Origin of the sequence: Sinomicrobium soli (genome assembly GCF_003285545.1) — a bacterium.
Lineage (GTDB): Bacteria > Bacteroidota > Bacteroidia > Flavobacteriales > Flavobacteriaceae > Sinomicrobium.
On the sequence record NZ_QLNV01000003.1, the window covers coordinates 171035 to 184611 of the forward strand.

Here is a 13577-nt window from a genome sequence, read left to right on the forward strand (position 1 = left end):
CTGTCCCGGTTCCGGGATTACAGATATGGTATATCCCTCGTTCGAACTGATCAGGGGAGAAAGGGTACTTGCTGCACGCTCTCTTAAAAGTACAGGTAACTCGGGTATACCCTGTCCATATCCGTAAGAAAGGACAAGATCAGGTTCCAGGGTATTTCCCTGAAAATAACCGGGAACCATTCCCCAACTCAGGTTATCTTCAGAAATTGTAGTCAGAGTGGGGCTTGCTATCGAAAAATAACCGTCTTTTTTTGCGGTTAACTGATAATGTACCAGAATATCATTCTTATGACGAGGATCAAGTTCCCAGATTGCTTTTATAAAAGCCCGGTCGGTATCATGAGAGAACATTATCTTATTATTTCTCTGCTCCGAAAGGGATGGGAAAAATGCTGTTGCCGTACCCTCCTTATTTAAGGGAACAGCGGACAAGCTGTTTTTCCAGCGATCAAAAAAATGCCCGTATATACTATCAGGGAACGTCCGTGCCCTTTCGTTAACTTCCGTTAATAAAGGGTCTCCTTCGGGTCGGTCTTTGGCGTACAGATAAAGATATTCACCTGAAGGATGTTCCAGCACAATATCATTTTCATCCTCTTTTACCCGAATGGCATGTAACGTAAATCCCGCCGGGGTTTTCTTCCACTGCAAATTCAAATTTTCATTGTAAAGAAAGAGATCCTGAGTAAAAGATTTTTGAATACTTATTATCCCTATAATGACAAGACAAAGCGTTAAGTTTTTTTGCATATCCCTATTTAAGTTTTCAATACAGGTAAATTAAAATAAATATGTTTTACTTTATTTTAATACACCGTATGCACTGACCTTCTGTCGCAGGCCTGTTTGACCTGTTTATACCAGGATTATTATATAAAACAAGACGCCTGATTCCCCTGTCCCCCTGTGTTCCACTGGGTGTTGAAGTCCAGAAATAAGCATGGCTTTTTTCTCTGTTATAACTTCCATCAGGATATCTGGCACCATTAGGCAACGCCCGGAATCCAAATTGATCTTTGGCCTCATTACCACCTTCCAACCACCCGTCAGTACTCATCAAAAGCGGCGCCACATTTCCTCTCCAACCAGCTTCATCCAGTTCATCCTGGTTCATTCCAATGGTTTCCTCTAATATTTTCCAATCATCGTCAGTCGGCACTTTCCACCCTTCCGGGCAAATTCCTTTCGGATTGTCTACAACCTTCCAGTTGTAAAGCAGCCCGTACCTGTCAATAACATCCTGCTCCGAATCCATTCCCTCGATATTTTCATACGGGTAAACAGTATATGCTCCTTCCGTTGCATCAGACCATTCACTATTATTTAATCCGGTAACAATAGGATCTCCATTATTGTAATGGGTAACTTTCAAATTTTCGGCAAACCACTCCTGATCCCCGATAACAACGGTTTCATACTCATTACCATCGTAATCTTTGACTTTTTCGATTACGATCTCTTCAACTTTATGGTTTAATGTCAACGCTACGGATTCTTCGTCTGCTATATTATATAGCGTTCCTACACCGGATTCTATATCCTGGAGAGATTTGTCATTATAAAAAACAGCAAGATCGCCAAAATTTATTCTCCCGTCCCGGTCAGTATCCAGGTGGGCCCCTAAATATATTTGATCCTTTTTCTCAAAGAATTTAAAGGGAATATCCATCCCCTTATCAATATTCTCCTTTGTCAATTCATAACGAAATGAAAAATCAGGGTTCAGACCAACTCTGTTTTTGCCACTTATTTCGGAATAATACAAATCTATATTCAGCATGTCATCGATGTCGGGCTGATTTAACGAATCAAAACTCACGATAACATTAAACGATTGCTTTACTTCATGGCCGGTATAGCCTCTGTCATTATCTTCTTCACTACATGCGCTTATGAGCAAAGCCGAAAACAAGAATAGTGTTAATCGGTAAAATATGGTTTTGGTGGTCCTTCTCATATTAGTTCATTTTATATTTATATTTAAAAAGTACGAGTAGCTGGTTAAGGATTAAAAGACACTTACTTTCCTGGTCTTCTTTATCGGATATTCAAGAGAGTACGACATCATGATTCCCGATACCCAATCCTTTTCCTTAATAAAAATGATAAATCTTCCGATCCTTAGATACCATCAACCCGGTGTCGTTATATCAATCGTATGAAAAATACAAAACAGATTTTACGGGATGATGATCTGAAGGTACAGGTTCCTGTAACCGTGTGGAAGATCCTTCACTAAAATTAATAATAATACTATAATCCCCTATAGACACCTGTTCCCCGGGATATACAAAAATATAATCCAACCGTCGTGAGCCATTTTCACCCGGTTTTACCGAAGAAGTCGCCCTGTTTACAGTGGTACTATAATCTTCATTTGTGCGTGTTGGTGCTTCCTGAAACGTATCTGCAAAACCATTTTCACTCAATACCTTGGGAGCCGATTTAATTCCTTCCACTACCGTATCAAAATAATTATTGAGGTCGCCCAGTACGACTGCGGGTAATCCGGACTCCTTAACTTCTTGTTTCACATATTCGGCCAAATTACGCGCCCCTATCTGGCGGATTCTCTGTCCGTCTTTCTTAGGCAGGTTGGTGGAGGCAGGTACATGTACATTGTATACTAATATCTCCTTTCCGGTTTCAATTTCCCGGAGTCTTACATGTGCGATATAACGCGCCGTATTACGTCCTGTGACTTCCGATCCGAAAATATCAATATCATCGTTGTAGCTGACCAATTCAAACTTACCGGGTTTCCAGCTTATCAGCCTTGCTGACACCTCTCTTTCTGAAATATGGCTATCATAATTTTCACCGATCATCTCCTTTATCTCAGGTGCTACCGTAGTCGTCTCCTGAAAAGCAATAATATCCGGATTATTATTCGCCTGCAATATCATCGCCTTAAGCGCTTCCTTGCGCAGGTGCCAGGCGTATTCCGGTTCTACATTCGGGTCAGCTTCTACACCGAGGACATTATAAGTGGTAATAGAAGCCTCAAAGGAGGCAGTATTAATTTGATTGATCGCTGACCAATCTGTCCAACCCGATTTCAACTGTGCCCTCACCTGGAAAAAATAACTACTCCCTTTTTCCAGGTTTTCGATATCGACGAAGGTTTTCCCGGTTTTTATTAACTCTGCATCTGTCATATTTTCCGCATCGGAATATCGAACCTCATATTCGGTTGCACCGGACAAGGTTTCCCAATTCAAAACCAACCTGTCCATATAACTGTTCTGGGCAGTAAAATCCGGAGCTGCCATTTTAGCCGTTCCTTCTTCGTCTTCACTTTTCGAACTGCACGCTAAAATCATAACAAACAACAGCGAACAGATCAACAGGTATATTTTTTTCATTTTATTCATATTCAGTAATTAATTTTAATTCATCAAGTTTCAATCGAAAATACTGCAGGGCAAAGCCCCGCTGCCGGCTATCAATACCCTTCATTTTGCGTCAGATTCGGATTCAGACGTCGTTCATCTGCCGGAATCGGCCATAAATACTGACGTTGAGGAAAAGACGTACTCGTCAATTGCTGACAAAGTCCCGCTGCCCTCAACGGTTCAAAATCAGCGCTGCCATTTTCATCCAGTTGCGGGGTCATTCCCCAGAACCACAATTCCGATTCTATCACGTTTTTCACCAGAGGGGAATTATTATCCACTATATCCGGATTATTGTTCGCTGTAATGGCCGCCAGACCGTAGGCCGCTCCTCCATCCATTATTTTATCCGCAATCTTCCAGCGAATCAGATCCATATACCGCAGTGACTCATCTGCCAATTCGGCACGTCTTTCATTTCGTATAATATATCGCAACCTGTCCTGGTCAGTTGTAGTTACCACAGGGTTTGAAAAAGTTGAATTCGCATAGGCCCTGTCCCTCACCTCATTGATGGCTTCCAAAACACTGGCGTCAATTTCATTTAATTCAATTTTAGCTTCTGCATACATCAGCAACACATCGGCATAACGCATTGTTATTATGTTATTATCTGCCTGTAGATCATCCCAATCAGAATCGACTCCCTTTTTCCAGACAAGTCCGTTAAAGCTACAGTAGTTTTGATTGGATTTAGTATCATTATTCGTTTGTTCTTTACCACTCGCATAGTTAAAAATCCTGGTGGCATAAGGATGCGGATTATATTCCAGATCCATAAACCTGCTACCGTCATCCGGAGAGTTACCATCCCCATCCTCTAAGGAGCCGATAGGAACTATAGTAGCCAACAATCTGGGATCCCTGTTTTTAAAAGGATTCCGGGGATCAAATAAGGGAGATTGGTCAATGGGTAGTCCGTCAATACATTCAAACGAAGCCAATAGGTCCCACGACGGAACCGCACTCCCGTATCCTCCGTTATTTCTCGGTATTTTGTAACGCACTTCCCGGGTCGGGATCGTTTGTTGAAATTCTACACCTCTCGGAAGCTGAAAAATGATCTCGGGCGATGCTTTTGTTTTCGATAAAAAAAGTTCCCCGAAATCCGGGTGTAAGCTATAGGTCCCCAGATCGATACACAAAGCTGCAGCTGCAGCTGCCGTGGAGAAATCTCCCATATACAAAGCAGCTCTCGCTTTATAGGCCAAAGCAGCACCCTTAGTCGCATATTCCAGATTTGAATGATCCTCCGGAAGGTGCTGAGCCGCAAAATCAAAATACTCATAGATTTTTTCCAGGATTTCATATTTATCTGTTCTGGCAATCTCGAAAGACTCGTCTACCGTAATTAAATCTTCATAAAACGGAACATCTCCGAAATGGGTAATCAAATACGTCCAATACACCCCCAGTAAAAATTTCGCTTCTCCTTCATAGTGTCCGGACTGTACTTCAGACAGAACCCCATCCTGCTCCTGGACTTCTTTTACTACTGTCAGCATTCTTATAATACCTTTGTACAAATTATTCCAGTCGTCTTTACCCCTTGTAAATTCGGAGCTCACCGTACCAGATTTTATAACGGACAGGGATGTTCTCATCATGGTATCGTCATCCCATCCTCCTTCGGAGCCTCCGTCTCTTCCGTCTCGCGGAAAGAATACCGGCCGGTAACCTTCATTCAGGGATTGCCTGAAATGTTCTTCTGTTTGATACCACGACCCGGTGCTTGCAGCATCTTCAGGAACCAGGTCCAGTTCATTACAGGATATTGAAAGTGTTAATATCCCAAAACAGACTATCAATTTATCTATTATTCTTCTCATAATTATCATTCTTTTCAAATGCTCAGTTGCAAACCAATTAAAAAAGATTTTGTAATAAGGTAGCTGTTTCCACCCCCTTGTTCGGGATCTATTCCATCGGGTAAGCTATCGAAAGTGAACAAATCATTTCCCGACAAATAGATACGTAACTTTCTTATATTAATTTTTGAAGTTACATTTTCAGGAATGGTATATCCTAAAGTGAGATTCTTTATCCTCAAATAGGAACCGTCTCTTAACCAGAAATCTGAAAAGGCATTGTTGTTGTCCCGATTGTTATTTCCAATACGGGGATACCGGGCCGACAGGTTTTCTTCGGGTGTATTGTAAAAACTCCAGTAATTTCCGTCTATAAGTTCAGGAGGAGACTTCCAGTTACCCTGAAATGCCGTGGCATACGTTGACGGGTTGAGGTAAAAGCTATGTTTGGCAACCCCTTGAAAAACCAGTCCGAAATCAAAACCTTTATAACCTAAACTGATATTACCTCCATACTGATACCTCGGCAGGGAACCGTCGAGAACGGTTTGATCCAATTCGTTAATTTCACCGTCAGGAACTCCGTCAGGGCCACTTATATCCTTATACCTCACATCTCCGGGGGCAACCACACTACTGGTCACCGCAGAGTTATCCACCTCTTCCTGGGTCTGGTAAATACCATCTGACTGATAACCGTACCAGGATTGGAATTCGATCCCCTCTTCTGACAAGGTGTTTCCACTAAACAAACGTTTACCTGCAACATCTCCAACGACTGATTTGGCATCAAAAACGTTTGCCGATACAGAATAACTTAAATCGCCTATTTTATCACTCCATGATGCGGCCAGTTCCCAACCCCTGGTATTCATACCACCAACATTTACAGTCGGATCTTCGAAGCCGCTTAAGGCAGGAATACTTAATCCCAATAACATATCCCTGGTTTCCTTATCAAAATAATCCGCTTTAAACGACAGCCTGTTGTCCAGGGTCGTGAAGTCTACTCCTATATTAAATGAGGTCGTAGTTTCCCAGGTAATATCTGATACTGCCAGATAACGTTGTGCGGCCCGCCTCACAGATAAAACATCTTCTCCATTGGCAATTAAAACATTGCCGAACTGCAGGGTTGAAAGATATAAATAGTTTCCCAGCCGGTCATTTCCCAAGCTACCGTAGGAAGCTCTGATCTTTAAGAAATCAATAAAAGAAGCGGATTCCATAAATTTTTCTTCAGAAAGTACCCATCCCAATGCTATGGAAGGAAATGTTCCCCATCTGTAATCGGCACCAAATCTCGAAGATGCGTCCCGGCGTACCGTTCCCTGCAGGTAATATTTTTTATCAAAATCATACGATATCCTGCCAAAATAGGATCGGTAGGCCAATTCCGAGATTCCCGAGCCATTATCGAAAACCTTATCTATCGGAGCCTGACTCAAAAAAGGATAATCATTACTGATAAACTCTTCTCCTGTTACCCGGATAGCTTCTACCTTATTGGTGTATTCCTCAAATCCGAATACAGAGTTGATACTGTGATCTCCAAAAGTCTTCTTATAATCCAGTACTGCCTGTGTGGTCAGTGATTTTTCAATAACCCTGTTCTCATCCAGACTTCGGTTTGTCGGGCTATGACTTGTCAGATAGTTCGGCTCCTGTGTCATCTCCTTATCATCCGCCCCCCAGTAGGGTATTGAATTGACAAACCTCTTATAATTTCTAAATTCATAGTTTGGTGAAGCATTAATAGAAATCTTCATACCCTCCAAAGGTTTCACATACAGTTCAAACTTTCCACTAACTATGGTATTGGAATTTTCCCGTGAACCGCCATAAAGTAATTTGGCGTAAGGATTAGTCCCTGTTTTTCCATCCGCGACCCTTCCATCTGCCCATACAGCCGGATAAATTGTACCCGCAGTAATTGCCGGTTCAGTAGGATCAAAAACGGGTTCGTCTGCATCAACCTGGCTGAATGCCATATTTAAAACTGCTCCGAACTTATCGGTAATCTTCAGATCGTTATTCAACCGGCCAGTATACCGCTTCCAGTCCCTGTTTTTATATAGTGCATCCTGACTTTCGTAACCGAAACTGGCATTGGTTTTCAATCTCTCCGTCCCCCCGGATAAAGTCAGGACATGACGCTGGGTATGAGACTGTTTTCTCAAAATAAGGGACCTCCAATCAGTATCCGGGTAATTGTCTGGGTTTTGTTTATGAAGTTCCGCATAATTTGCTATAACTTCCGGATCATAAGTGCTGAACTCATTCTGCTCATTATTATTGTCGTTCCAGATAGCTTCATTAAACATTTCCATATATCGTACGGCTCCTACATTTCTCCTTATTTCCGTAGGCTTGTTAATGGCATATTCGGAATTATAATTTGCACTGAAAACTCCTGTTTTGGCTCTTTTTGTCGTAATTATTATAACCCCTGCTGCTGCCCGGGAACCGTATATAGCTGCAGAAGCTGCATCTTTGAGCACAGAAATGGACTCTACATCTTTTGGGTTTACCACATTGATATCCTTGACCGGAACATCGTCTACCAAAATTAACGGACTACTATCTCCCTGTAAGGTAGTAATCCCCCGAATCCTGATGCTATTGCCGGATCCTGGTTCAGAATTACTCCGGGTGACACTTACTCCCGCAGCTGCACCTTGTAAGGCATTCGAGATGTTAGTGACGCTCCTCGAGGCAATATCTTCTCCACCAATCACGGAAACAGAGCCGGTCAGATCCCTTTTAGCCTGGGTTCCATAACCGACAACAACAACCTCATCAAGATTCTCCAGGTCTCTTTCCATTTTAATATTTATGACACTCTGGTTATCTACCGGTATTTCTTTTGTCTTATACCCCATATAACTGAAGACCAGGGTTGAATTTACCGGAACATCCAAAACATAATTCCCATCAAAGTCCGTTATGGTCCCCACTTTTTCATTACCTAAAATAATCACATTTACCCCGGGGATGGGAATATCATCAGAATCTGTCACGGTACCTCTTACCTGTCGTTGATCCTGCTTATTCTCTCCGAAGGAATTATAACTTTCAAGTGTTGTTTCCAGGTATTTCCCGTTGTAACTAAATGAATAAGCTACAAATGGAAATACCATTAAAGTACAGACCAGATATCTCACTTTAATTAAAAAAGGTTTGGTTTTTAGTTTTTTCATAAACGATCAGGTTTTAAAGTTGTTCCATCAATCAAAAACAAAACAGTATTGAAAACAAACAATTAGTCTGGTTTGGTTTGGTTGTAAATATACTATTTTTTAATTAAAATCCTAATGACAGACTCAACACTTCATCTAAACTTAACACTTGCGCCCTTGAAATAATATCACGAAATAAAAGAATAACACAATCTTAAAACATTCTTCATACGACTGGCGGGAAGGGGACTTTAAAAAGGATTACAGATTTATTTCTAAGAGATCAAGTATCTGAAACAACTCGGGATAAATTGCCATTACTCTTTTGTGTCATCAATCAACAAACAAGAAATTATCATTGAAAAAGCTACACAACACTCTTTCATAATATTAGTCTGGTTTGGGTTGGTCTATTTTCATTGCAATTATAAATGAATAAATTGTAATTGCCAAATTATTACCCGTAAAAATTGTGATATTGTTAATTATTCTGGTTTGGTCTGATCATTTTCTTGTTTGGAACACTCAAAAACAATAGATTTGCAAATCATTGACTAATCCATAAATCTTACTCATTTGAAAGAAGTGCCGGACTCCATATCGAATAATACGGGCAATCTTCACCGCCTGAAGTACATGCAGCTGGTCGACTATATCATGACATTGATCGAGGAGGAAAAGCTGAATATCAACGACCGCCTGCCCTCGCTCAACCAGCTCACCCATACCCTGAAGATCAGTAAGGAGACGGCGCTCAAGGGGCTTAACTACCTCTCCGAAAAGGGAATCATAGAGTCGGAATACCGCAAGGGTTACTACCTCAAACGCATAAAACAGCACCTGCCTTACCGGGTATGCCTTATCCTGGATAAAATGAATATCCTCCGTGACAGGGTATACCAGTCCTTTCTGGAGACGATAAAGGACCATGCCGATGTAGAGGTCTTCTTTCACCACCACAATTTCAGGGTATTCGAAAAGCTTATCGAGGAGAACCTGAACAATTATACGCATTTTGTTATCGTTACCTTTTTCAGGGAAAACCCTGCGGATGTACTCAACAAAATCCCTCCGCATAAAAGGATTGTCATCGACCACCTGGAGAGAGGGCTGGAAGGGGAATACAGCTGTATATACCAGGATCACCGGTCAGACATCAGCGACGCGCTCTCGGAATTACTGCCCCAGCTGGAAAAGTATAAACGGCTGGTACTGGTAGCCCCCCCGGAGGCTTTCCATGCAAAAGATCTTATCGAAGGTTTCGAATCCTTTGCGACACGGTACGATAAAGAGCATACGGTTATTCACGGGGTGGACGAAAAGCTTGTGAAAAAGGGCGATGCCTTTATTACCTTCGACCGCTACGACAAGGATGATGTGGATATTATCAGGATGGTGAGAAAAAAGAACTGGCAGCTCGGTAAAGACATCGGTCTTATTTCCTATAATGACACCGCAGTCAAGGAAGTGCTGGAAAACGGCATTACCGTGATCAGTTCCGATTTTCACAAAATGGGCAGGGAAGCAGCCAATGCCATCCTCAATCGCACCGCCGTTACCCTCCGGGACCCGGCCAGGGTTATTGTACGGAATTCCCTGTAATATCTGTTCTTACTTTACCAGCCTTTTTTCCAGGTCTTCCAGTGAAACTCCCTTGGTTTCGGGCATCAGGAAAATACTAAACAACAACTGCAATACCATCATAAAGGCAAAAAAGGCAAATATCGGCCAGGGATTGTCCCTGAACATATCGATAAACACCGGTCCCAGTAATGTGATCAATGCCGCAAAGACCCAGTGCACCCCACTGCCGAAGGCCTGCCCGTATGCCCGTACCCTGTTGGGAAAGATCTCGGAGATAAACACCCAGATCACGGCCCCCTGCCCTATGGCGTGTGACGCTATGAACAGCAATATGAAAATGAGCAGGACCACGGAGCTCGCCGCACTGTAAAACGACCATGCTACCATCACCAGGCTCACAATATATCCCAGCGAGCCTATGATCAGGAGTTGCCGGCGGCCCAGCTGATCTATGAGGCGTACCCCGATCAGGGTAAATACCAGGTTTACCACCCCTATGGAAATCGCATTCATCAGGGAATCCCTGGAAGCCAGGCCGGCCATTTCCAGGATTTCGGGCGCGTAGTAAAGAATAAAATTGATCCCTGATAACTGGTTAAAAAAGGCGATAAGAAATGCCAGCAATAACGGCAGGGAGAATTTCCGGGAAAATACATTTCCCCCTTTTTCCGGCGCCATATCATTGCGGATGTCGGCCAGGGCCCTCTCTGCTCCCGCCCGGTCGTAAATTTTCTGAAGTATGGTTCTTGCGCCCTCTTCATCCTTTTTATGCAGCATTAACCACCTCGGGCTGTTGGGCACCCGGATTACCATGATACTGTACAATGCGGCGGGTATGGCCTCCACGCCAAGCATGAACCGCCAGTCATTATCCCCTCCTACTCCCCCGAGCAGATAGTTGGAGATATAGGCGATCAGTATTCCCAGTACCAGGTTAAACTGGTATAAAGCCACGAGTTTACCCCTGTTCCGGGCATTGGAGATTTCGGAGATATAGGTGGGCGCCGCCACTGAGGAAGCCCCTACCCCGAGTCCGCCGATAAACCGGAAAAAGGAAAACGAATACGGGTCGGGAGCCAGTCCCGAACCCAGGGCAGATACCAGGTAGAGCACCCCGATCCAGAACAGGGTTTTCTTCCGTCCGTAGCGGTCACAGGGAATCCCCCCGAAAAGGGCACCGATAACCGTACCCCACAGGGCCATACTCATGATAAAGGTACCGTGGAACCAGGCCGAAGTATTCCAGAGTTCCTTTATGGGGAGATTGGCCCCTGATATGACAACGGTATCAAAACCGAACAGGAAACCGGACAGGGCTACCGTCACCGACCAGTTGCGTATATTATTCATATCGATGGATTATGGTTTTTAATAGCAGGAAAATGCTCAGAGCTCCTTCAGTTCTTCCAGGCTGAGGTCTTTAACGGAATTGATGATCTTATTGGGCTGAAAGGCATAGTGTTTCAGGTCTGTTTTTTTCGAGACTCCCGAAAGTGTCAGTATGGTCTTATACCCCAGCTGTACCCCGCCGAGGATATCCGTATCCATAGTATCCCCTATGATAATGGTTTCCTGGGCGGTGAGACCGAGTGTTTTCCTGGCGGCACGCATCATGACGGGGCTGGGTTTCCCGACAGAAAACGCCTTTTTCCCCGTAGCTTCCTCGATCATGGCCACAACGGCCTTTATCCCGAGATTATTCCACCCCTCCTTTTTAGGTGAAGGATCGAGGTTGGTGGCTATGAATTTGGCCCCGGAAAGGATCATGTCTACGGCATTATTGACCATTTCCAGCGTAAAATTCCTCCCCTCGCCTACAACCACATAATCGGGATTCTGGTTTACCATGACATATCCCTGCTGGTGCAGGCTGGTAATCAGTCCGCCCTCTCCCAGTACATAGACCGTACCGTTGGGTTTCATAAAAGACAGGAACCAGGCTGTTGCCATGGCACTGGTGTACACATTCTCTTCCTTGATCCTGATCCCCATCTTGGCCACCTTGTTTACGGTATCCAGCGGAGAACGCTGACTGTTATTGGTCATAAACAGAAACGGTATCTTCTGTTCCTGCAAGGCAGCTATAAATGTATCGGCGCCTTCTATCATGGTGTCTCCACTGTATATGACACCATCCATATCTATTAAAAATCCTTTTTTCATTTCTTTCTTTTTTATTTCTTTATTCAGACCGGTCAAGAGCTAAGATAGGAAAAACCCCTGCCACCGGCATGACGCATCCTGTTGCTATTGTTATATTTTTAACTTTTCCCGGTTTTATTTACCCGCACCAGCAATACGATGCCCACGATAAACAGTCCGCCGAGAAAAAGCACCGAATTCCTCATGCTTCCCGTAAGCTGGGCGATAAATCCGTACAGGAACATCCCTATAACGATCCCTATCTTTTCGGCCACATCGTAAAAGCTGAAAAACGAGGCCGTATCTCTGGTCTCCGGAAGGAACCTGGAATAGGTAGAGCGCGACAGGCTCTGTATCCCTCCCATGACCAGCCCTACAAATGACGCAGCGATATAAAACTGCACGGGAGAAACGACAAAATAGGCATAAATACAGATCAGGCTCCACAGCACGTTTATAATTGTAAGGGTCTTTATGTTCCCCAGCCGTACGGTAACCTTCGAGGTAGCCCAGGCCCCGGCCGCGGCCACAATCTGAATAAGCAGGATACTGACGATAAGCCCCACTGTCCTTTCATCGGCCCCTCCCCACTCCAGTTCTTCTTCCCCGAAATACGTAGCAGCCAGCATTACGGTCTGTACGGCCATACTGTACACAAAAAAGGCCAGCAGGTATCGTTTGAGTTTCGGCGAATCTCCCAGGCGCCGCCATACCTGCCGCAATTCCCGGAATCCGTTGAACAATACATCTTTCCTGAGCTTCCCGTTGGAATCGTTGCCCCTCGGAAGGTAATAAAAGGAGTACTGGCTAAAGCCCATCCACCAGATACCGGTAAGCACAAACGACCACCGGGTAGGAGCTGCCGCAGTGTCAAACCCGAACCATTCGTGTTTCATGATCATGGCCAGGCACAGCAATAACAGCAGTACACTACCTATATACCCCATAGAATACCCCCGGGCACTTATCGCGTCCTGCTGCTCCGGAAAAGCAATATCCGGCAGATATGAATTATAGAATACCAGGCTCGCCCAGAACCCGATCAATGCCAGGAAGTAACAGCTCAACCCTATATAAATATGTTCCAGGGAAAACCAGTACAGTCCTATGCAGGAAAAAGCCCCGAGATAGCAGAAGAATTTGAGAAAAGCCTTCTTGTTGCCCGTGTAATCGGCAATACCCGAAAGAAACGGGGAGATCACGGAAACCACCAGGAATGCAGCTGCCGTAACATAACTGATAAGGGGTGCCCGGGCAATGCTTCCCCCGAAAACACTTATTTTTTCTATATCTGCCTCCCTGAAAAGCGCCCCGTAAAATATGGGAAATACGGCCGATGCAATAACCAGGCTATATACAGAATTGGCCCAATCGTAAAAGGCCCAGGCATGAAGCAGTTTCCTGCTGCCTTTGGCAAGTGTTTTTGTCATTCCTTTGGTTGATATAAATATGATGGCCCGCACAAGGTA

General features: G+C 44.0%; 8 protein-coding genes. 1 reads left to right on the top strand and 7 read right to left on the bottom strand.

Annotated elements, in window-relative coordinates; all coding sequences use genetic code 11:
• Window positions 1-796: 796 nt before the first annotated feature.
• From DN748_RS04625 to DN748_RS04640, 4 genes are all read right to left on the bottom strand, one after another.
• Window positions 797-1957, bottom strand: coding sequence for a fibrobacter succinogenes major paralogous domain-containing protein (locus DN748_RS04625; RefSeq protein ID WP_112370602.1), 1161 nt, complete (start codon window positions 1955-1957; stop codon window positions 797-799).
• A 193-nt stretch (window positions 1958-2150) separates the two neighbouring features.
• Window positions 2151-3365: an endonuclease/exonuclease/phosphatase family protein gene (locus DN748_RS04630; protein ID WP_161554466.1), complete on the bottom strand. Its 1215-nt coding sequence runs from the start codon at window positions 3363-3365 to the stop codon at window positions 2151-2153.
• Between the two features lie 80 nt (window positions 3366-3445).
• Window positions 3446-5224, bottom strand: coding sequence for a RagB/SusD family nutrient uptake outer membrane protein (locus tag DN748_RS04635; protein WP_161554467.1), 1779 nt, complete (start codon window positions 5222-5224; stop codon window positions 3446-3448).
• A 14-nt stretch (window positions 5225-5238) separates the two neighbouring features.
• A complete protein-coding gene (locus DN748_RS04640; protein WP_112370605.1) occupies window positions 5239-8403 on the bottom strand; it encodes a SusC/RagA family TonB-linked outer membrane protein in 3165 nt (1054 codons plus the stop codon).
• A 564-nt stretch (window positions 8404-8967) separates the two neighbouring features.
• Between DN748_RS04640 and DN748_RS04645 the strand changes: the two genes are divergently transcribed.
• The gene (locus tag DN748_RS04645; protein WP_236636795.1) at window positions 8968-9984 is read left to right on the top strand and encodes a GntR family transcriptional regulator; all 1017 of its coding nucleotides are present in this window, start codon (window positions 8968-8970) and stop codon (window positions 9982-9984) included.
• 9 nt (window positions 9985-9993) lie between these two features.
• On the opposite strand, the gene DN748_RS04650 is transcribed toward DN748_RS04645, so the two are convergent.
• From DN748_RS04650 to DN748_RS04660, 3 genes are all read right to left on the bottom strand, one after another.
• Complete coding sequence (locus DN748_RS04650; protein WP_112370606.1) at window positions 9994-11316, bottom strand: sugar porter family MFS transporter; 1323 nt, start codon at window positions 11314-11316, stop codon at window positions 9994-9996.
• 36 nt (window positions 11317-11352) lie between these two features.
• Complete coding sequence (locus tag DN748_RS04655; RefSeq protein ID WP_112370607.1) at window positions 11353-12129, bottom strand: HAD-IIA family hydrolase; 777 nt, start codon at window positions 12127-12129, stop codon at window positions 11353-11355.
• 98 nt (window positions 12130-12227) lie between these two features.
• The gene (locus DN748_RS04660; RefSeq protein WP_112370814.1) at window positions 12228-13538 is read right to left on the bottom strand and encodes an MFS transporter; all 1311 of its coding nucleotides are present in this window, start codon (window positions 13536-13538) and stop codon (window positions 12228-12230) included.
• Window positions 13539-13577 lie beyond the last annotated feature (39 nt).